The 21209-nt window shown below is 72.7% G+C and carries 15 protein-coding genes; 6 read left to right on the forward strand and 9 right to left on the reverse strand.

Features of this window, described 5'->3' with window-relative positions:
- Nucleotides 1–130 precede the first annotated feature (130 nt).
- Both mfd and ACIP4Y_RS18285 read right to left on the reverse strand, forming a co-directional pair.
- Nucleotides 131–3661 (reverse strand): transcription-repair coupling factor, encoded by a 3531-nt coding sequence (gene mfd / locus ACIP4Y_RS18280; RefSeq protein ID WP_401394196.1) that lies wholly within the window; start codon nucleotides 3659–3661, stop codon nucleotides 131–133.
- 161 nt (nucleotides 3662–3822) lie between these two features.
- Nucleotides 3823–4059 (reverse strand): helix-turn-helix transcriptional regulator, encoded by a 237-nt coding sequence (locus ACIP4Y_RS18285; RefSeq protein WP_358640656.1) that lies wholly within the window; start codon nucleotides 4057–4059, stop codon nucleotides 3823–3825.
- Between the two features lie 396 nt (nucleotides 4060–4455).
- Between ACIP4Y_RS18285 and ACIP4Y_RS18290 the strand changes: the two genes are divergently transcribed.
- Entirely contained in the window at nucleotides 4456–5013 is a 558-nt protein-coding gene (locus ACIP4Y_RS18290; protein WP_401394199.1) for a phospholipase A2, read from the forward strand.
- A 104-nt stretch (nucleotides 5014–5117) separates the two neighbouring features.
- Here ACIP4Y_RS18290 and ACIP4Y_RS18295 read toward each other — a convergent pair whose 3' ends face one another.
- Nucleotides 5118–7703 (reverse strand): ABC transporter permease, encoded by a 2586-nt coding sequence (locus ACIP4Y_RS18295; RefSeq protein WP_401394202.1) that lies wholly within the window; start codon nucleotides 7701–7703, stop codon nucleotides 5118–5120.
- Complete coding sequence (locus ACIP4Y_RS18300) at nucleotides 7700–8488, reverse strand: ABC transporter ATP-binding protein (RefSeq protein WP_401394205.1); 789 nt, start codon at nucleotides 8486–8488, stop codon at nucleotides 7700–7702. The genes ACIP4Y_RS18295 and ACIP4Y_RS18300 overlap by 4 nt, the downstream gene beginning before the upstream one ends.
- Nucleotides 8489–8934: 446 nt before the next feature.
- Here ACIP4Y_RS18300 and ACIP4Y_RS18305 point away from each other — a divergent pair, with 446 nt between their 5' ends.
- The 3 genes from ACIP4Y_RS18305 to ACIP4Y_RS18315 all read left to right on the forward strand — a co-directional run bounded on the left by ACIP4Y_RS18305 (nucleotide 8935) and on the right by ACIP4Y_RS18315 (nucleotide 12670).
- Nucleotides 8935–10431 carry an MFS transporter gene (locus ACIP4Y_RS18305; RefSeq protein WP_401394208.1) on the forward strand — a complete coding sequence of 499 codons (1497 nt, stop codon included), beginning with the start codon at nucleotides 8935–8937 and terminating at the stop codon, nucleotides 10429–10431.
- A gap of 191 nt (nucleotides 10432–10622) precedes the next feature.
- Nucleotides 10623–11039 (forward strand): DUF485 domain-containing protein, encoded by a 417-nt coding sequence (locus ACIP4Y_RS18310; protein WP_401394211.1) that lies wholly within the window; start codon nucleotides 10623–10625, stop codon nucleotides 11037–11039.
- Nucleotides 11036–12670 (forward strand): cation acetate symporter, encoded by a 1635-nt coding sequence (locus tag ACIP4Y_RS18315; protein WP_401394214.1) that lies wholly within the window; start codon nucleotides 11036–11038, stop codon nucleotides 12668–12670. The genes ACIP4Y_RS18310 and ACIP4Y_RS18315 overlap by 4 nt, the downstream gene beginning before the upstream one ends.
- A gap of 27 nt (nucleotides 12671–12697) precedes the next feature.
- On the opposite strand, the gene ACIP4Y_RS18320 is transcribed toward ACIP4Y_RS18315, so the two are convergent.
- From ACIP4Y_RS18320 to ACIP4Y_RS18330, 3 genes are all read right to left on the reverse strand, one after another.
- Nucleotides 12698–13585, reverse strand: coding sequence for a cellulose-binding protein (locus ACIP4Y_RS18320; protein WP_358640642.1), 888 nt, complete (start codon nucleotides 13583–13585; stop codon nucleotides 12698–12700).
- Between the two features lie 192 nt (nucleotides 13586–13777).
- On the reverse strand, nucleotides 13778–16606 hold the full coding sequence (locus ACIP4Y_RS18325) for an SUKH-4 family immunity protein (protein WP_401394217.1): 2829 nt from the start codon (nucleotides 16604–16606) through the stop codon (nucleotides 13778–13780).
- A gap of 10 nt (nucleotides 16607–16616) precedes the next feature.
- Nucleotides 16617–17627: an SMI1/KNR4 family protein gene (locus ACIP4Y_RS18330; RefSeq protein WP_401394220.1), complete on the reverse strand. Its 1011-nt coding sequence runs from the start codon at nucleotides 17625–17627 to the stop codon at nucleotides 16617–16619.
- Nucleotides 17628–17891: 264 nt separating this feature from the next.
- Here ACIP4Y_RS18330 and ACIP4Y_RS18335 point away from each other — a divergent pair, with 264 nt between their 5' ends.
- Nucleotides 17892–18407, forward strand: a complete 516-nt coding sequence (locus tag ACIP4Y_RS18335; RefSeq protein WP_401394223.1) for a YwqJ-related putative deaminase — start codon at nucleotides 17892–17894, stop codon at nucleotides 18405–18407.
- 47 nt (nucleotides 18408–18454) lie between these two features.
- Nucleotides 18455–18946, forward strand: coding sequence for an SUKH-3 domain-containing protein (locus ACIP4Y_RS18340; protein ID WP_358641813.1), 492 nt, complete (start codon nucleotides 18455–18457; stop codon nucleotides 18944–18946).
- 9 nt (nucleotides 18947–18955) lie between these two features.
- Here the strand turns inward: ACIP4Y_RS18340 and ACIP4Y_RS18345 are convergent, their stop codons facing one another.
- Nucleotides 18956–19840 (reverse strand): TIGR04222 domain-containing membrane protein, encoded by an 885-nt coding sequence (locus ACIP4Y_RS18345; RefSeq protein ID WP_401394226.1) that lies wholly within the window; start codon nucleotides 19838–19840, stop codon nucleotides 18956–18958.
- Nucleotides 19841–19865: 25 nt separating this feature from the next.
- Nucleotides 19866–21179 carry a histidine kinase gene (locus tag ACIP4Y_RS18350; protein ID WP_358641809.1) on the reverse strand — a complete coding sequence of 438 codons (1314 nt, stop codon included), beginning with the start codon at nucleotides 21177–21179 and terminating at the stop codon, nucleotides 19866–19868.
- Nucleotides 21180–21209: the final 30 nt, after the last annotated feature.

Below are 21209 nucleotides of genomic sequence, written 5' to 3' on the forward strand. Positions count from 1 at the left end.
CGCCCCGCCCCGCCGTGCACCGCGCCCCACCGTGCACCCCGATCCAGCCCCGCGCCTCGGCCCCGTTCTGCGCCTCCGCCCCGCTGTGCGCCTCCGCCCCGTGCGGGGCAGGTCAGCCGTGCGGGGCAGGTCAGCCCAGGACCGAGGTGAGGAACTCGCCGACCCAGGCCAGCAGTTCGCGACCGACCAGCGGCTTGCCGCCCACCTTGGCGGTCTTCGGACGCGGGACCAGCACCTGGTGCACGGCGGGCTTGATGACCGTACCGGGGTAGAGCCGCTTGAGCCGCAGTTCCTGCGACTCGCGCAACTCCACCGGCGCGAAGCGGATGTTGGTGCCCTGCAGGACGACCTCGCCGACGCCGCACGCGCGCGCGAGCATCCGCAGCCCGGCCACCAGCAGCAGGTTCTCCACCGGCTCGGGCAGCTTGCCGTAACGGTCGGTGAGTTCCTCGCGGACGGCCTTGATGTCCTCCTCGCTGTTGGCGGAGGCGATGGCCCGGTAGGCCTGGAGACGCAGGCGCTCGCCGGGGGCGTAGTCGTGCGGGACGTGCGCGTCGACCGGCAGCTCGATCTTGACCTCGAGCGGTGCCTCCTCCTCGATCTCACCGGTCTCCAGCTGGCGCCGGTAGTCGGCGACGGCCTCGCCGACCATGCGGACGTACAGGTCGAAGCCGACGCCCGCGATGTGCCCGGACTGCTCGCCGCCGAGCAGGTTGCCCGCACCGCGGATCTCCAGGTCCTTCATCGCGACGTACATGCCGGCGCCCATCTCGGTGTGCTGGGCGATGGTCGCCAGGCGCTCGTGGGCGGTCTCCGTCAGCGGCTTCTCCGGCGGGTACAGGAAGTAGGCGTAGCCGCGCTCGCGGCCGCGGCCGACCCGGCCGCGCAGCTGGTGCAGCTGGGACAGGCCGAAGGTGTCACCGCGTTCCACGATCAGGGTGTTGGCGTTGGAGATGTCGATGCCGGACTCCACGATCGTGGTCGACACCAGCACGTCGAACTTCTTCTCCCAGAAGTCGACCACGACCTGTTCCAGGGCGGTCTCGGACATCTGGCCGTGGGCGGTGGCGATGCGCGCCTCGGGGACGATCTCACGCAGGCGGGCCGCCGCGCGGTCGATGGACTCGACCCGGTTGTGGATGTAGAAGACCTGGCCCTCGCGCAGCAGTTCACGGCGGATGGCCGCGCCGATCTGCCGCTCCTCGTACGGCCCGACGAAGGTGAGCACCGGGTGGCGCTCCTCCGGGGGCGTGGTGATCGTGGACATCTCGCGGATGCCGGTGACCGCCATCTCCAGGGTGCGCGGGATCGGGGTCGCGGACATGGTCAGCACGTCGACGTTGGCGCGGAGCTTCTTCAGCTGCTCCTTGTGCTCGACGCCGAAGCGCTGCTCCTCGTCGACGATGACCAGGCCGAGGTCCTTGAACTTGGTCTCGGAGGAGAACAGGCGGTGGGTGCCGATGACGACGTCCACCGAGCCTTCCTTCAGGCCTTCCAGGACGGCCTTGGCCTCGGTGTCGGTCTGGAAGCGGGACAGCGCCCGCACGTTGACCGGGAACTGCCCGTACCGCTCGGAGAACGTGCCGAAGTGCTGCTGCACCAGCAGGGTCGTGGGGACGAGGACGGCGACCTGCTTGCCGTCCTGTACGGCCTTGAAGGCGGCCCGTACGGCGATCTCGGTCTTGCCGTAGCCGACGTCGCCGCAGACCAGGCGGTCCATGGGGACCGACTTCTCCATGTCCTCCTTGACCTCGGCGATGGTGGTGAGCTGGTCGGGGGTCTCCGCGTAGGGGAAGGCGTCCTCCAGCTCGCGCTGCCAGGGGGTGTCGGCGCCGAAGGCGTGGCCGGGGGCGGCCATGCGCGCGCTGTACAGCTTGATCAGGTCGGCGGCGATCTCCTTGACGGCCTTCTTCGCGCGGGCCTTGGTCTTCGTCCAGTCGGCGCCGCCCAGGCGGTGCAGGGTGGGTGCCTCGCCGCCGACGTACTTGGTGATCTGCTCCAGCTGGTCGGTCGGGATGTACAGCCGGTCGCCGGGCTGGCCGCGCTTGGCGGGCGCGTACTCCACGACCAGGTACTCGCGCGTGGCGCCCTGGACGGTGCGCTGCACCATCTCGATGTAGCGGCCGACGCCGTGCTGTTCGTGGACGATGTAGTCGCCCGGCTCCAGGGTGAGCGGGTCGATGGTCTTGCGGCGGCGGGCCGGCATCCGGGCGCCGTCGCGGGTGGCGGTGCGCTGCCCGGACAGGTCGGTCTCGGTGAGCACGGCGAGTCTGAGCGCCGGGTCCACGAAGCCGTACTCGATCGAGCCGCAGGAGACGTGCACCACCGACGGGCTCAGCTCGCCGAGGTCGGCGTCGAGGCGGGCCGCGATGCCCTCGCCGCCGAGCACCTCCACGGTGCGCGCGGCCGGGCCGTGGCCCTCGGTGACGAACACCGCGCGCCAGCCGTCGGCGAGCCAGCCCTTGGTGTCGGCGAGGGCCCGCGCGGTGTCGCCGCGGTAGGTCTCGGGGGCGTGCATGCCGAGCTTGAGGGTGTCCGTGTCGAGCTCTTCGTCGGCCGCGAACGGGGACACCGACCACCACATCATGTCCAGCTCGCGCGCGCGGTCGCGGACGTCGGCGATGGACCACAGGGAGGCCGCACCGACGTCGATCGGGGCCTCGCCGCCGCCGGCGGTGGCCGCCCAGGAGGCCTGCAGGAACTCCTGGCTGGTGGCGACGAGGTCGGCGGCACGGGTGCGGACCCGCTCCGGGTCGCAGACGACGGCCATCGCGCCCACGGGCAGCACGTCGAGCAGCAGCTCCATGTCGTCCACCAGGACCGGGGCGAGGGACTCCATGCCCTCGACCGCGATGCCCTCGGCGATCTTGTTCAGCAGTTCGCCCAGCTCCGGGTGCTCTTCGGCGAGGGCACGGGCGCGGGCGCGGACGTCGTCGGTGAGCAGCAGCTCGCGGCACGGCGGCGCCCACAGGCCGTGCTCGGCGACTTCGAGGGAGCGCTGGTCGGCGACCTTGAAGTAGCGGATCTCCTCGACGTCGTCACCCCAGAACTCGATGCGCAGGGGGTGTTCCTCGGTGGGCGGGAAGACGTCCAGGATGCCGCCGCGTACGGCGAACTCGCCGCGCTTCTCGACCAGCTCCACGCGCGCGTACGCCGCCGCGGCGAGGGCTTCGACCACGTCGTTCAGGTCCGCGGTCTGGCCGGTCCTCAGGGACACCGGCTCCAGGTCGCCCAGGCCCTTGACCTGCGGCTGGAGCACGGAGCGCACGGGTGCCACGACGACGGAGACCGGGCCGGTCTCGGGGTCGTCGGGGCGGGGGTGGGCCAGGCGGCGCAGGACGGCGAGGCGGCGGCCGACGGTGTCGCTGCGCGGGCTGAGCCGCTCGTGCGGGAGGGTCTCCCAGGAGGGGTACTCCACGACGCCCTCCGGGGGGAGGAGGGAGCGCAGGGCTGCCGCCAGGTCCTCGGCCTCGCGGCCCGTCGCCGTGACCGCGAGCACCGGGCGGCCGGCCTCGCGGGCCAGGGCGGCGACCGCGAAGGGGCGGGCCGCCGGGGGGCCGACGAGGTCGACGTGCGGGCGGTTGCCGTCCGCCGCCGCCTGAATCGCTTCCGCGAGGGCGGGGTCCTTGACTACGGCGTCGAGCAGACCGTGCAGGCTCATGAGGGGCTTCCATCCGGGCAGGGGCAACGCAGACAGCCCGACACGTCTCACGGGCCGGGGCTGCCCAGCCTACGACGCCGACGGCGGCGGCGCGGCGCGCGGAGGACATCGACCGGGGTCCCGGGTGCCCTCCGCGCCGCCGAGTCGCCCCCGTGTTGCCGTCAGGCCGCTTCGCCGCTGCCCGGGAAGGCGACCGTCACACCGCGTCCCGGTTCGACCGAGACGAGCAAAGCCGAGCCGAAGGCCCCGGCGATCCGTTCCAGTAAGGCGAAAGTCGGCATGCATTTCCCGTGTTCCAGCCGGGAGATCGCCGCCTGGGTCAGGCCGGAGAGTTCCGCCAGCCGTGTCTGGGTCATTCCTGTTCTGCCGCGGCATTCACGGACGGCTCGCCCCACCACTTGCTCCAGCTTTTCGGCGGGAATTTCCCCGCGCTCGGCACACGTCCGACTCATCCCCCGTCGATGAGGCTGCACCTTGACTCCCGGATCGCTCGATGCCGATGCATATCGGCCCAGATGTCCTTGCAAAGGCTAGCCGCGAACCGGCCTTGCACGGCTTCTGTTTGAGCAAGATCTGAGCTTGGTCAGCCGCCGCCGACAACATCCGGAATCACCCCGTCCACGACGTATAGCGAGAGTGGTATAGCGGCTAACCGGCACCTGTAAGACGAGGTCAGACTGTTGGAGCTATACATTCCGATTTCTTCTGCCCCCGCACCCGGCAGAAAGGCGATTGCCCGCCCCGTACGGCCATGCCATGCTCACCGCCGTCCTCCACGGGAAAGGAAAGCAGCCTTGACCAAGTTGCGCACCACACTGTCCGCTATCGCCCTTTCGGGTGCCGTTCTCGCCGTCGGGGCCACGCCCGCACTGGCGGATTCCGCGCCCGGCGGATCCGTTTCCGCTTCGGTGACCGCCTCACTGACGAAGGCGCAGAAGCTCTCCAAGCTGAAGAATCTCACCGAGGATTCCAACGCCTCGACGGGCAGGTGGCTCGACGCCATGAACCAGCACATGGCCCACAAGCAGGCGATCGAGAAGTACAAGTTCAACTGGAATACCGATTACTGCACCAACTCCCCGGACACCCTGCCCGGTGGCTACAACTTCAAGATGGCGTGCTGGCGGCACGACTTCGGCTATCGCAACTACAAGGGCCTCATCGGCAACTACTACTTCAAGAAGAACGGCCACAAGAAGCGCGTCGACAAGGCCCTCCTGAGGGACCTGTACACCGCGTGCGACTACAAGCCGTGGGCGGACCCCCTGCCGGCCTCGGAGCGCAAGCGGCTGAGGGCGGCCTGCCGCAAGACCGCGGAGAAGTACTACGGCGCGGTCAGCGCCGCCGGCTGATCCACCGGCATCCACCGCACAAGGACGGCGGGGCGCGGAGAGTGACTCCGCGCCCCGCCGTCCGGCTCTCCCGGCGTCCGGACCGGACCGCCCGGCCCGGGTGCCTAGTCGGTGGCGATGGCGTTCAGCACGTTCATCCGCGCCGCCCGGAACGCCGGCACCAGGGCCGCGAACAGGCCCACGAAGGCCGAGCCGACGAAGACACCGGAGATCGTCGGCCACGGGATCTCCAGGATCTTCAGGCCCTCCAGGGCGAGGAGCTTCTGGGCGGTCGCGCCCCAGCCCATGCCGAGGCCCAGGCCGAGCAGCGCGCCGAAGACGGCGATCACCACGGACTCCAGGCGGATCATGCGGCGCAGCTGGCGGCGGGAGAGGCCGATGGCCCGCATGAGGCCGATCTCCCGGGTCCGCTCGACCACCGACAGAGCCAGAGTGTTCACCACACCGAGGATCGCGACGATGATCGCGAGTGCCAGCAGGCCGTAGATCATGTTGAGCAGCTGGCCGATCTGGTCCTTCAGGTCCTGCTTGTAGTCGGTCTGGTCGCGCACGGTCAGCTGCGGGAAGTCATCGTGCAGCGCGGCCTTGAGCGCCTTGTAGGCGGCGGCCTGCTGTCCGTCCTCGGCGGTGGCCAGGACCATCTCGTCGAGCGGCATCCTGCCGGCGGGAACGTACTTCGCGAGCGTGTCGACGGAGGTGTACATCGCACCCGAGTCGATGAGGGTGTCGCTGCGGGTGATCGCCCGGACCGTCAGGCGGGCGGCGCGGCCGTCCTCGTAGGCGACGGCGATCGTGGAACCGAGCCGGATGCCGTGGTCCTTCGCGAACTTCTCGGGCACCGACATCGAGTCGATCCGGTAGGCGTCCTTCACCTCGCCGGCCACGGTCTCGGTCCGGACGTCGGTGGCATAGGTCGGGTCGACGGCCATGATCGCGGTGTTCGGCAGCCGCTTGCCGTCCGGGGTGGTGAGGGCGGCCTCCGTCCACTTGTACTCGGTGACCCGCTGCAGGCCCGGGGTGTCCTTGACGGCCTGCACCGCCTGCCGGGCGACGAGCCCGTCTTCCTGATCGCTGCGGATGATGAAGTCCGCCCCCACGGTCCTGTCCAGCTGTTCGGTGGCGGAGGCCACCATGGAGGAGCCGACCACCGACAGGCAGGCCACCAGGGCGAGGCCGATCATCAGGGCGGCGCCGGTGGCTCCGGTGCGGCGCGGGTTGCGCAGCGCGTTGCGCTCGGCCATCCGTCCGACCGGCCCGAAGATCCGCAGCAGGACCGCGCCGAGGACGCGGACCAGGCCGCCGGCCAGCAGCGGGCCGATGACGACGAAGCCGATGAGGGTGAGCACGACGCCGAGGCCCAGCCAGCCCGATCCGGTCTTGGCCTGGTCGGCGGTGGCGGCGACGTACAGGCTCCAGCCGCCGGCGGCGGTGAGGAGCAGGCCGAGGCCGGCCCGGACGGCGCCGGCCTTGGCGTCGGCCGGGGCGCCGGCGTCGCGCAGGGCGGCCATCGGGGAGACCTTGCCGGCGCGCCGGGCGGGCAGGTAGGCGGCGAGGACGGTGACGATCACGCCGAGCAGCAGGCCGATCGCCGGGGTGGTCCAGGCGACGGTCAGGTCGTCGGTGGACAGGTGCATGCCCATCTGGCCCATGAGCTTCATCAGGCCGACGGCGATGCCGACGCCCGCGCCGACACCGAGCACGGAGCCGAGCACGCCGAGCAGCAGCGCCTCGACCAGCACGGACCGGTTGACCTGCGTGCGGGAGGAGCCGATGGCACGCATCAGGCCGATCTCGCGGGTGCGCTGGGCGACCAGCATGGAGAAGGTGTTGATGATCAGGAAGATGCCGACCAGGAAGGCGATCCCGGCGAAGCCGAGCATCGCGTACTTCATGACGTTCAGGAAGCTCTGGACGTTCTTCTGGTTGGCGTCGGCGACCTCCTTGGCGGTCTGCACCTTGTAGTCGTGCCCGAGGACGGAGACGACGTTCTTCTTCAGCCGTGCGTCGCTCACGCCCGTGGCGGCGGTGACGTTGACGTTGGTATACACACCGGTCCGGCCGACGAGGGTCTGCTGGGCGGTCCTGGTGTCCAGGTAGAAGATGGCCGCGCCGGGGTTGGTGACCTTGAAGGCGGCGATGCCGGACACGCGCGCGTGGTGCGTGCCGACGGCCGTGATGACGCCGATCTCGTCGCCGAGCTCCAGGCCGTGCTTGTCGGCGGTGTCGGCGTCGACCATCACCTGGTCCGGTCCCTTGGGCGCCGTACCGGAGGTGATCTCCATGGTGCGGGCGTCGTTGCCGTTCCAGCTGCCGACGATGGTGGGCGCGCCGCTGCTGGGCGACAGCTTGTCCTTGTCGGCGTCGACCACGGTCACCGAGGTGGAGAAGACCGTGCCCTCGGCCGAGCGCACGCCGTCGGCCTTGCGGACCTCACCGAGGACGGAGGCCGGCATGACCGGGGGCTTGCCGGTGCGGGAGGTGGTCTGCCCGGTGTCGGAGGAGCCCTTGGCGCTGACCTGCACGTCCGAGGAGGTGGCCTGGAACAGCTTGTCGAAGGTGGTGTTCATGGTGTCGGTGAACACGAGCGTGCCGCACACGAACGCCACGGACAGCAGGACCGCGACCGCCGACAGCGCCATGCGGCCCTTGTGCGCGAGGAAGTTGCGCATCGAGGTCTTCAGGACGGTCATGACGTACGCCCCCGGGCGTCGAAGTCCTTCATCCGGTCCAGGACCTGTTCGGCCGTCGGCTGGTACATCTCGTCGACGATCCGGCCGTCGGCGAGGTAGAGCACGCGGTCGGCGTAGGAGGCGGCCACCGGGTCGTGGGTGACCATGACGATGGTCTGGCCGAGTTCGTCCACCGAGCGGCGCAGGAAGCCGAGGACTTCGGCGCCCGCGCGCGAGTCGAGGTTTCCGGTCGGCTCGTCCCCGAAGATGATCTCCGGGCGGGCGGCGAGAGCGCGGGCCACGGCGACGCGCTGCTGCTGGCCGCCGGAGAGCTGGGTGGGGCGGTGCTTGAGGCGCCCGGCGAGCCCGACGGTCTCCACCACGCGGTCCAGCCAGGCCCGGTCGGGCTTGCGCCCCGCGATGTCCATGGGCAGCGTGATGTTCTCCAGCGCGTTCAGCGTCGGCAGCAGGTTGAACGCCTGGAAGATGAAGCCGATGCGGTCCCGGCGCAGCTGGGTGAGCTTCTTGTCCTTCAGGCCGGTGATCTCGGTCTCGGCGAGGTGGATGTGACCGCTCGTCACCGTGTCGAGGCCGGCGAGGCAGTGCATCAGGGTGGACTTGCCGGACCCGGAGGGGCCCATGATCGCGGTGAACTGTCCGCGGGCGATGTCCACGTCCACGTGGTCCAGGGCGACGACTCGGGTCTCGCCGGATCCGTACGCCTTCACGACCTGCCGCGCCCGCGCGGCAACGGCCGTAGTCCCTCCAGTGCCCCCGTGCCTGGGAATGGTCACAGCCGATGTCACGGTATGTCTCCTATGTCGGTTGACAGGTCGTGGTCGATGTCCCGGCGGTCCGGGCGTCGTCCTGGGTTACGTCGATGAGTCTCGCGGTCGGCGAGGGCGTCGCGCGCTGGTGCGGAGCCCCGTCTTTCCGGGGGGAAAACCCCACCCCCGCCGGTGCGGTCCGCCACCCCCCAGCGGCGTGAAGCCAGGTTAAGGAGCGCGCCCGGCCGGGCTCGTCCTCCGTTGGGACGAACCCTCCCCGGGCCGTAGTACGGAGGAACCCCTAGGGGGCTCCACCGCCGGGTGGAGCCGTTCCCCGGCGCCGTCTCCACCCCTCGGTGCGGAAAGCCTCCACCCTTCCGCCGCGTCAGGGTCAAGCCGGCCGCCCCGTGGGAAGCTGTCGTCCCGGACATAGGTGCAGGGGCCACCGGGGTGGCTTCCGGCGGGAAGCACGGGAGGGGTGTGCGGTGGGGAGTACGACACCGGCGATACGCGGCGGAGCCGGCCGGCGTCAGGGCACCGGGCGGCGGGGCGCGGTGGTCGCCGCGCTCATGCTGTCGATGGCCCTGGCGGCGCTCGACTCCACCGTGGTCTCCACGGCCGTACCGCAGATCGTCGGCGACCTCGGCGGGTTCTCCGTCTTCTCGTGGCTGTTCTCCGGCTATCTGCTCGCCGTCACCGTCACGCTCCCCGTCTACGGCAAGCTGTCCGACACCTTCGGCCGCAAGCCGGTGCTGGTGGTGGGCGCGGCCGTGTTCCTGCTGGGGTCGCTGCTGTGCGCGGTGGCCTGGAACATGGGGGCGCTGATCGCGTTCCGGATCCTGCAGGGCCTGGGCGGCGGGGCGTTGCAGGGCACGGTGCAGACGCTGGCCGCCGATCTGTATCCGCTGGCGGAGCGCCCGAGGATCCAGTCCAAGCTGTCCACGGTGTGGGCGGTGTCCGCGGTGGCCGGTCCCGGGCTCGGCGGTGTGCTCGCCGCGTACGCCGACTGGCGCTGGATCTTCCTGATCAACCTGCCGATCGGCACGGCCGCCCTGTGGCTGATCGTCCGTCATCTGCACGAGCCGCAGCGGGAGCAGGCGCGCCCCGCGCGCGTGGACTGGGCCGGCGCGCTCGCGGTGTTCGCGTGCGGCGGGGTGCTGCTGACCGCGCTGGTGCAGGGCGGCGTCGCGTGGCCGTGGCTGTCGGCGCCGTCGCTGACGCTTCTCGGTACGGGCCTGGCGCTGGCCGGGGTGGTGGTGGCGGTGGAGCGGCGGGCCGCGGAGCCGATCATCCCCGGGTGGGTGTGGCGGCGCCGGACGATCGCGGCCGTCAATCTGTCCCTGGGCGCGCTGGGGCTGCTGATGGTGGCGCCGGCGGTGTTCCTGCCGACGTACGCGCAGTCGGTGCTCGGACTGGCGCCGGTGGCCGCCGGGTTCGTGCTGTCGGTGTGGACGCTCAGCTGGCCGGTGACGGCCGCGTTCAGCCAGCACGTCTACCGGCGGATCGGCTTCCGGGACACCGCGCTGCTCGGCATCGGCCTGGCGGCGCTGATCCTGTGCGCGTTCCCGTTCCTGCCCTACCCCGGGTCCTGGTGGCAGCCGACGCTGCTGATGCTGCTGCTGGGCGGGGCGCTGGGGCTGTTCCAGCTGCCGCTGATCGTCGGGGTGCAGTCGACCGTGGGCTGGTCGGAGCGGGGGACCACGACCGCGTCGGTGCTGTTCTGCCGGCAGACCGGCCAGACCCTCGGCGCGTCGCTGTTCGGCGCCGTCGCCAACGGCGTGCTGGCCGCGCGGCTGGGCGGGACCGGCGACCTGGACTCGATCACGCGCGCCCTGGACGCCGGCACGGTCCCGGGGGCGACCCGGCGGGCGATCGCCGACGCGGTCCACGCGGTCTACCTCGGTGCGGCCGGCGCGGCGGCCCTGGCGTTCGTGGTACTGCTCCTGGTGGCCCCTCGCCGGTTCCCGGTGCTCCAGGAGTGAGCGGGCACCCGAGAGGTTAACGCGGGTAACACCCCAGGTGGGAGCGGCTTTTGCGGGGAAAGCGCATACCGACCGGCCAGTTCGGTGAAAACGCCGCGCGGCCCCGGCTCCGCGAGTAGCGTGCGTGGCCCAGCTCCCCCACCTCCCTGCGGTCCGCCGCCACGGACCCGAGCCACGCAAGGAGCCCCGGGATGTCCTACGACCCGCCGCACCCGCCGCACCCCTCACAACCGTCGTACCCGACCTACCCCTGGCAGCCCCCCGAGCCGGTCCCACCGGTCCGCCGGCCGGAGCGCGAACCGCTCGGCCACCACAGCGATCTCCGGGTGCTGCGCAGCGCCTACCGGTGGCAGCGGCGCACCGCCACGCTCACCGCGCTCGGCTACTTCACGCTGTTCCTCGTCCTGTCCGCGTACGCGCCCGGCGTCATGACGAGCACCGTCGCCGACGGCATCCCCGCCGGCCTGCTGCTCGCCCTCGTCCAGCTCCCGGTCACCTGGCTGGCGATAGCGCTGTACGAGCACACCGCGCGCCGGTACGTCGACCCGCTCGCCGAGCGCATCCGCAGGCACGCCGAGCTGGACGCGCGGCGAGGAGCGGCACGATGAGCGGCGCCGGCGGCCCGGGATCCACCGGATTCAGCTCCTCCGCCCAGACCATGTCCCTGGTCGCCTTCACCACCGCCGCCACCGTCACCCTGCTGCTGTGCGTGATGACCGGCCCCGACCGGGACGACCTCGACGAGTTCTACACCGGTTACGGCTCCCTGTCCCCGCTGCGCAACGGCCTCGCCATCGCCGGCGACTACATCTCCGCCGCCACCGTCCTCGGCACCGGCGGAGTCATCGCCCTGTGCGGGTACGACGGTGTCGTCCTCGCCCTCAGCACGGCGCTGTCGCTGATGCTGCTGATGTTCCTGCTGGCCGAACCGCTGCGCAACGCCGGCCGGTTCACCATGGGCGACGCGCTCGCCCGCCGGCTGCCGGGCCGCTGTGTGCGCATCACGGCGTGCGCGGTGACCATCGCCGCGCTGCTGCCGCTGATGCTGGTCCAGCTGGCCGGGACCGGACAGCTGGTGGCCTTCCTCCTGGGCTTCACGGGCGAGTCCCTGAAGACCGGGTGCGTCGTGGGACTCGGCGCCCTCATGATCGCCTACGCGGCGATCGGCGGCATGAAGGGCACCGCGCTCATCCAGATCCTCAAGATCGTGATGCTGATGGGCTCCGGCGCCCTGATCGCCGCCCTGGTCCTGCACCGCTTCGACTGGGACCCCGGCGCCCTGTTCACCTCCGCCGCCCGGCGAAGCGGCGCCGGCCCGGCCTTCCTCCGCTCCGGGCTGCAGTTCGGCACCACACCCGGCTCCCGCGTCGACATGATCGCCTCGGAGCTGACCGTCGTACTCGGCGGCGCCTGCCTGCCGCACATCACCATGCGCATGTACACCGCCTCCAGCGCCCGCCAGGTGCGCCGCTCGATGTCCTGGGCGGTGTCCCTGGTCGCCCTGTTCGTCCTCGTCATCACCGTGGTCGGGTTCGGCGCCACGGCCCTGCTGGGGCGTACGACGGTCGCGGCGGCCGACCCGCAGGGCAACACGGCGTATCTGCTGGGCTCGCGCGCGGTGCTCGGCACCGACGTGACGACGGCGGAGACCTTCCTGTTCACCCTGGTCACCACCGCGATCTTCCTGACCCTGCTCGCCTCGGTGGCCGGGATGATCCTCGCGTGCGCCAACTCCCTCGCCCACGACGTGTTCGCGGCCCGGGTGCAGGAGATGCCGGCCCGCCGCGAGATGACCCTGGCCCGCGTCTCGGCGCTCGCCATAGGGGTGCCGGCGATCCTGCTGGCCACCCTGGTGCAGCACCACAGCCTGCAGCCCCTGGTCACGCTCTCGTTCTGCCTGGGCGCCTCCGCCCTCGCCCCCGCCCTGGTCTACGGCCTGTTCTGGCGCCGCTACACCCGCAGCGGCCTGATGGGCACGCTGATCGGGGGCTCGCTGACCGTGCTGCTGCTGATGCCGGGCACCAAGCTCGTCTCCGGGTCGCCCGTGTCGGCGTTCCCGCACGCCGACTTCAACTGGTTCCCGTTCACCACCACCGGCATCGTCTCCATCCCGGCCGGCTTCTTCTTCGGCTGGCTGGGCACGGTGCTGTCGGGCCGCGCGAACGCGGAGCGGCAGCGGCGCCAGTACGAGGCGGTGGAGGGACGGATCCTGGCGGGCGCGGTGCGCGAGGGGAACTGACCCGGCGTCCGGCCGGCCACGCCGGCCTCACTCCCTGGCCACTCTGCCGGTCAGGGAGATGAGCCGGTCGCGTACGGAGTCCATGTGCGCCTGCATGTCGTCCCAGACCTCGCCGTGCTCGCGCAGCACCCGTTCCGTCTCCTGGGCGATGTGCTCCTCGCGCGCATGGGCTTCGGCGAGGATGTCGGCGGCACGCGCGCGTGCCTCCTCCTGGGAGCGGCGCGCGTACTCCTCGGCCTCCCCGACGGCTCGCCCCGCCTCGGCCAGCGCGGCCTCGGCCCGGCTGACCCGTTCGGCGTACCGGGCGTCCAGCGCGGCCAGTTGCTCGGCCTCCGCGCGTTCGGCCTCGGTCCAGCGTTCGGCCTGCTCCCGGGAGTGCTCGGCGAGCAGGCCGACGGTGCGCCGGCGCGTCTCGCGCAGGACCGCGAGCGTCTCGGCGCGCCCCGCCTTCACCGCGTGCCGGGCACCGACGCGGATCTCTTCGGCCTCTGCCTGCGCGGCGAGGAGCCGCTGACGGGCGTGCTCGTCGGCCTCCGCGCGGAGCGCGTCCGCCGCTTCCTGGGCCTCCCGGGCTACCCGCCCGGCGTGCGCCTCGGCCTGCGCGACCTGCTCCTCGGCCGCGCGCTTCGTCCGTTCCCGCAGGTCCGCCGCCTCCTCCAGCACGAGCCGGTACACGCGCCGCGCGCGGTCCCCGAGCGCCTCGTACGTCTGCGGCGCGAGCTGCGCGACGGCCTCGCGCAACTGCACGACCTCCGCCTCCATGTCCTTGGCGAGCACCGTCAGCCGGGCGGCCCGCTCCCAGGCGGCGTCCCGGTCGTCGGACAGCGCCTCCAGGTACGCGTGGACCTGCTCGGGGCGGTAGCCACGCCCGCGGACGGTCATGAAGCCCTGCGGCGGCATCGATGCGCTGCTCACCCTGGGGACCCCTCTCCACCGGACCTGCACGACAGGATGATTTCGCGCATATCTTTATGGATCAGGCCTAAAGGTGCATAACGCGACACTCCGCAGTCACGTCACGGCCCTCCCCGGCAACGCGTCGGGCCCTTCACGCGCGCGCGTGAAGGGCCCGAAGGGGTCACACCCGGCCGGCGGGCACCGAGCGGGCTACAGCAGCCCGTCCCACATCTGCTCCAGCAGCACCGACCACCAGCTCTCCGGCGAACCGAGCGCCGCCGGGTCCAGGGCGGCCAGCTGCGCCTGGAAGTCGACGGTCCAACGGCCCGCCTGCTCCTGGTTCAGGCCGTACCTCAGGCGCCACATCCGGCCCAGCAGCGCCAGGCACCGCGCGAACTCCGGCAGCCCGGAGTTCACGAACTGCGGCGGCACCGGCGCACCGCCCGGCCCGGCCTCCACCGGCACGGCCACGATGTTCGCCGTCCCGTACTGCACACAGATCGCCTTGCCGAAGTCGCTGCCCATCACGAGGTACGACCCCGCGTCCGCCGCCGGCTGCACCCCGCGCTCCGCCGCCAGCTCCGCGAGCGTCGGCACCGGGCGGCCCGGCTGCGCCTGCGCCCAGAAGAACGGGCCCATGTCCAGCGGCAGCCCCGCCACGACCAGGGTGTGCGCCACGATCGGCGGCACGCCCTGCCGGGACACCGCCTGCTGCTCGAACCGGAAGACGCCCGGGCCGAACGCCGCGGCCAGCTCCTGCGCGATGCCCTCCGGCGGCACCGGCGGCGCGGCCTGCACCGGCGGCAGCGGCGCGCGCACCGGCGCCGGCCGCGCGGGACCGTCCGCCACCTGGTGCAGCTCACCCTGGTGCGCCAGCAACTGCTGCATGCCCTGCTGCCGGCTCGCGTGGTCCGTGCCGTACGGCGCGATGGACGTGATCCGCGCCTGCGGCCACTGCTCGCGGATCATCCGCGCGCAGTAGGCGCCCGGCAGCGCGCACGACTCCAGCTCCGTGTGCAGCTCCAGCACCTGGTCCGGCGGCACGTTCATGGCCCGCAGCTCGTGGAAGATCTGCCACTCCGGGTGCGGGGTGCCCGGCGCCGAACGCCGGATCACCTGCTGCTCGGAGCCATCCTGCGCGCGATAACGCAGTACGGCCTGATACCCCGGCCCGACGGTCGGCTGCCCCTGCTGCGGATACCCGTACGCCCCCGCCGGCGGCACACCGGGTGCGCCGGGCACCCCGAGCGTGCCGGGAGCGGGCGGCGGCGGAGGCGCGCCCGGTCCGCCGACCGGAGGAGCGGCCAGCACGGTCTCGGCGTGGTGCACGGCGCCGTGCGGGGAGTGGGGGCCGGCGGGAGGCTGCGGCGCGCCCGGACCGGCCGGGGCCCCGGGGGCATGCGGAGGCAGCGGAGCGCCGGGCGCTTGCGGTGCGCCAGGGCTGCCGGGGGCACCCGGAGGCTGCGCCGCACCCGGCACCGGCGGCATGCCCGGGCCACCCGGGGCCGCGGGGGCCCCCGGAGGGTTCGGCATACCCGGAGCACCCGGAGGCTGCGTACCGCCCGGCGCGGACGGCATGCCCGGGACACCCGGAGCACCCGGAGGCTGTGGTCCTCCGGGCACCGGCGGCATGCCCGGGGCCGCGGGAGCGCCGGGCGGGTTCGGCATCCCCGGAGCACCCGGAGGCTGCGGCGCGCCCGGCGCCGGGGGCGGCGTACCCGGCCCACCCGGCATCCCCGGAGCACCCGGAGCACCCGGAGGCTGCGGTGCGCCCGGCGCCGGGGGCGGCGTACCCGGAGTGCCCGGCCCCTGGGCCGGACCCCCGCCCAGCCGGCTCGGGTCGGCCAGCACCGTGGCCGCGTGGTGCACGTTGCCCGGTGGCGTGCTGCCCGGGGCCTGCGTTCCCTCCGGGCCGCCCTGACCCTCGGGACCCTCCGGGCCGAGGGCCGAGACGAGTTGCGTGGGCACGTACCCGCCCACGGTCCCCGGGCGTGCGCCCGGCGCGCCGGGGGCGCCCGGCGGTGGAGGCGGCGCGCCCACTCCCACTCCGCCGCGCGCCTTCTTCGGCGGCGGCGCGGCCTTGCTCGTCGCCGCGTCCGCGATGTCCCCGGCGTTCGGCGCGAGCCGCCGACCGGGCGCACCCGGTCCCGCCGGAGACTGCGGCGCACCGCCCGGCGCCTGCGGGTAGCCGTACCCGGCAGCACCCTGCGGATAGCCGTACGGCGGCACGCCCTGCGGCGGGGTGCCCGGGGCGGCCGGCGGCTGCGGATGGCCGTAGGCCGGCGTACCCGATGGCGGCGGGGGCGTACCCCCCTGGCCGGCGCCCGGCACTTCGAGTGCCGGCGCGACCGCCGTCGGCGGCAGCTGGCTGCCGCCCGACATCAGCGCCGTCGGCGCGTCCGGCGCCACCGCCTGCGGACGCGGCGCCGCGTCGTCCGCGTCGCTCAGCGGCGGCGCGAACACCGTCGCCGGCAGCGGTACGGAACGGTCCTCGTCGCCGGTTTCCGCGTTCGTGTCGGTACCGGCCCACGGCGTGGCCCCCGCCGGCACGTCCGCCACGGCAGACGCCCCCGCCGGCACCCCGGCCTGCGTCTCGGCCGGCCCGCCCCCCTCCGAGGGGGCCGTCCCCTCATCGGGAACCGCACCGGACCGCCGCTCCCCCACACCCAGCTTGTCCGCCGCCTCCTGCAGCCACTCCGGAGGAGTCAGCAGGAACGACGTCTGGTTCAGATCCAGTCGCGCGGCCGCAGGCGCCGGCACCGCGTCCTGCGGCTCCTCCGCACGGCCGTACTCCTCCTCGTACCGGCGGATCACCTCGCCCACCGGCAGCGCCGGCCACAGCGTCGCCTCCCCGCTGTCCCGGGCGATGACCAGCCGCTGGCCGCCCGCGTCGGAACGCGGGCCCTCCGCCCGGTCCTCGCCCCACACCACGAACCCCAGCTCGAACTCCCGCACCCGCACCTCACGGTGCTGGTACGCGGGCACGTCGCCGTTGATCCACTCCTCGGCGCGCTCCTGCGCCTGCGCGTACGTCACCATCGCTCGCAGCTCACTCCCCCACCGGGCCGGAAGACGCCGAGCCGGAAGACACCGGGACGACACGGGCGAAACCGCCGTCCACCATCAGATGGGCCACCGTCTCCAACTCCGGCGGACTGCCGGCCAGCCGGGACAGGAACACGTCGAAGTCGTCCCCGCACGGCAGCAGCAGACGCTCCACCCGTTCCGCCGGCGACCACGACGGATCCACGTCCCGCACATCGTCGTACGCGCAGAACCACACCGAACCGGTCCGCTCACCCTTCACCTTCACCGCGAGCAGCCCGCCCTGCACGAAGGACACAGCGAGGTAATCCTTCGTCAGATGGTCCCGCAGGCACTTGTTCACATACACCAGGTCGTTGACCGCGGCCTCGTCCCGCACCGTGAAGAACGGCTGGTCCAGCAGCAGCCCCAGCTCGGCGTCCAGCGCCGTACCCACCGGCGCACAGCCACCCGCCGCCTTCAGGAACGAACGGAACGCGCCCGGCAGCCGGTAACCGAGGTCCTCCTCGACCCCCTGCACCTGTGCCTCCGTCACCGCCACCCCCGACTTCGGCAGCCCGAAGTGCGCCGGCCGCGACTCCTGCAACGGCCGCGTCCCCCGCTTGCCGTGGTCCACCGGCGTCGTCGCCACCCCGCCGTGGTGCCGCAGCAACGCCTTCACCTCGACCGGAATCAGCTCCAGCCGCCGCGTACCCGCCACGTGATGCCACGTCCAGCCGTGCGGCGTCGCCACCTTCGGCACCGTGTCCCACCACTCGTGCCCCGTCGCCGCCAGCGCCGCGTTCGCCGACACATAGTCCGTCAGCCGCAGCTCGTCGACCCCGAAACCCTCCGGCGGCTCGGCGATCTCCACCGCCACGCGCGCGTACGGCGAGAAATCCGGATAACCATGCTCATCGACCCGTACCCCTCTCGGGTGACGTGCCGCCCGGACCGGATCCGGAAAGTGCACGACCTGCCCGGCGTAGGCCGCGTTCGGCGGCGCGGCTTGCTGCCCGAGCCGACCTGTCGTCATGGCGGTTGCCCCCTGCGGCGTTGTCTCTGGCCTGAACGGCGGTGTCGATCGCGGATGGCGACAGCCTATGCGGTACGCGAACCCCGGTCACCGGCCCGCCACATCCCCACCGGCCGCCCCACCGCCACCCCCGTGACCAGCCGTCACCCCACCGTCACGGCACGCCCCCGCACAGGCGTCTCACCCCGCCCCAGCTTCCGCACCAGCCACGGCATTTGGCACCCTGTGTCCTTCGGGGTGATGCCCGGGGAGGGAAGAACGACCATGAACGCCTTGCAGACCGGAGGCAGCGACGTGCGGGCCGGCGACCCTCGCATCGGCTGGAGCGGCACCGACACACCCCCCGCCCCCACCCTCCGCCACCGCCGCGACGGCATCCTGCCCGCCGTCGCCGCCGCCCTCTCCGTCCGCGGCGCCACCCTCACCGGCACCGCCGCCCGCAGCGACCAGCCCCCCGCCCTGCACCCCCTCGTCCAGGACTTCCTCGACACCCTCACCAGCGCCCAACGCGACCGCTTCACCGGCCGCTGCGCCGAGACCATCCTCATCTCCCGGCACCTCGCCGCCGCCGACGCCGCCCGCAGCAAGCGCGCCGCCCGCAGACCCATGACCAACGGCGAAGCCCGCAAAGCCCTCAAACACGCCAAACTCACCGCCCGCCGCATACGCGAGGACGGCGACCCCCTCCACGGCAGCTTCGCCACCCCCTGCCGCGCCTGCACCGCCCTCAGCGCCCACTTCGGCGTCCGCATCGTCGACCCCGCCACACCCGACGCCTGACCCCGCGCCCCCCGAACCACCCGCCGAGCTCGACGAACGAAGGGCAGATGCACCCCGACCGCACCACCACGCGCTTCCCCGTACCCGTCGACGCCGCCCTGCGCGCCGCCGGCTGGCAACCCGGACGCTGGGACATAAAGCAAGCCGAGATCTGGGCCGACGCCCTGCGCGAACACACCTCACCCGCCGGACACCGGCACACCGTGTTCCCCGCCGCCGTCGAGGCCTGGGCCGAATTCGGCGGCCTCACCATCACCCCCACCGGCCCCGGCCGCCAGATCGCCCCGGCCACCCTGCATCTCGACCCCCTGCACGGCCTCCACCTCGCCCGCACCCTCGGCGACCTCGGCCGCGCCCTCGGCACCGAACTGTGCCCCCTCGGCGAGGAGACCGACACCGCCGCCCTCCTGGCCGTCGACGCCGAAGGCCGCGTCTACACCATCGACCACACCGGCGACTGGTACCTCGGCCCCGACATCGACCACGCCCTGGCCACCCTGATCACCGGCATCCCACCGGTACGCCTCACCGCCGGCTGACACCGGCCCCTACAGCCCGCCCAGCCCCGGAGAATCGTCGAAACCCAGGTCCGAGGGCCCGGTGTCAGGCCACGTCGTGGCGTCCTTGAGAGGCCCCAGCCTCGGGTACGTCCAGCCACGAGCGGCCCTCCCCAGATCCACGGCGTCCTCGCCGCGCAGCCCGTCGTTCCCCGCCGGCGCCCACACCCCCTCGGGCAACCGGGCCTCGTGCGCGGCAAGCGCCGCACGCCCCGCCTCCGTGACCCACCCGGACCCCACGCTCTCATGGCGATGAGCGCGCGCACCGGCGACCATCACCGCCACCACCACCGCCAGTACCACCCACACCGGCCCGTCCTGCGCCAGCGCGACGGCAACCGCCGCCACCCCCAGCAGACCCGACACCCAGTGGGCCACCCACAACCCGCCGTCGGCCACGTCGAACGCCCGCCTCCGCGACGGACCGCCCTCGACCAGCCCCTGCTCCGCCAGACGGTCACCGACCGCATCGATCGCCGGACGCCTCGCCAACCGGTCCATCCGCCGCCACATCCGCCGCCGCGGCCGCAGCCCGACCACCCGGATCACCGCCGCCTCCACCTCGTCCCGAGGCACCGGATCACTGATCCTGAGCACGCCGTCCCGCACCGACAGCCGCCCGCCCAGCAGCATCGACGCCATGGCCGTCAACGCGACCCCCCTGCCCCGGTCGGACAGGAACGCCACCTCGTACACACTCAGCTCCGCACCCTCCGGGCGCCGACCCGCCGGCGCGTCGACACAGCGCCGGTACGCCAAGCGGAAAAACCAGGCGGCGACCCCCGTCACCGCACAGCAGACACCGAGCAGAACCCCCCACGCCACGGCTGCCCCCTCCAACGCGGCCACGAAAACCCGGCGATCCGCCCCTTTCATGCCCCCGCCGCGCCAAGGTCACCCCCTACGCCGCCGGGATCACCGCCGACACCCGGAAACCCCCGGCATCCGTCGGACCCGACACGAACACACCGCCCAGCGCCAGGACCCGCTCCCGCATCCCCACCAGACCGTTCCCGCCCGACGGCAACCCGGCCGCCGACGCCGAGGCCGGCTCCGGCGGCGGCTCGTTCTCCACCTGCATCGCGATCTCCGACACCCGGTGGGCCAACCGCACATACGTCTTCGCCCCCGCCGCGTGCTTGTGGACGTTCGTCAACGCCTCCTGCACCACCCGGTACGCCGTCTGCTCCACCTCCGCCGCGTACGACCGCGCCTCCCCCTCGACCGACAGATCCACCGCCATCCCCGCGGCCATCGACTGCCCGATCAACTCGTCCAGCTCCGACAGACAGGGACCCTCCGCCGTCCCCTCCGCCTCGGCCACCCGCGAAGCCGCCGCGACAGCCGCCTCCCCGACGGCCGCCAACGGTGCCGAAGCAGCCCGCCGGTTCGCACCCTCCCCCGCCCGCAACACCCCGAGCATCTCCCGCAACTCGGTCAGCGCCTGCCGCCCCATGTCCCCCACCAGGGCCGCGTTCCGCACCGCCTTCTCGGGATCCTTCCGCGCCACCGCCTGCAACGCCGCCGCATGCACCACCATCAGGCTCACCCGATGCGCGACCACGTCATGCATCTCCCGCGCGATCCGCGTCCGCTCCTCGTTGCGCGCCCACTCGGCCCGCTCCTCCGCCCGCTCCGCGAGCAACTGAAGCTCCCGCTCCAGACTGTCCGCCCGCTCCCGCAAGCTCTCCATCAACCGCCGCCGCGCCCCCACATACAGACCCAGCAGCACCGGCGGAGCCGTCAGCCCCAGCGCCGTCGTCACCGCCGCGAACGGAACGAACCAGTCACCCAGCGTCAGATCACCGCGCGCCATGTCCTGGCGCACCCGCACGAACGTCACCACCGCCGTGCCCAGCAGCGACATCCCCGACAACACCCCGATGACCCGCCGCGGCAGCTCACACGCGGCCAGCGTGTACAGGCCGACGACCCCCATCAGGAAGCCCATCTCGGCCGGCGTGATCGCGATCGCCACCAGCACCACGGCGATCGGCCACTTCCGGCGCACCAACAGCACCGAACCGGCGATCAGACCGAACACGATCCCGACCGACACCGGGATCCCCGCCTCCCGGGCGAACGGAATGCCCTCCGCCGCGCACTCCACCGCCGACACCAGCGCGAGGCTCCCGTCGAACACCGCACTGCGCCGCCTCACCCACCACCAAGGGCCGGTCAACGCCCTCTCGTGGTCTTCCCCCGTCGTGGTCATGCCTCCAGCCTACGGGCGACGGGTGCGGCT

This window comes from Streptomyces sp. NPDC088810 (assembly GCF_044750305.1).
In the GTDB taxonomy this organism is placed as follows: domain Bacteria; phylum Actinomycetota; class Actinomycetes; order Streptomycetales; family Streptomycetaceae; genus Streptomyces.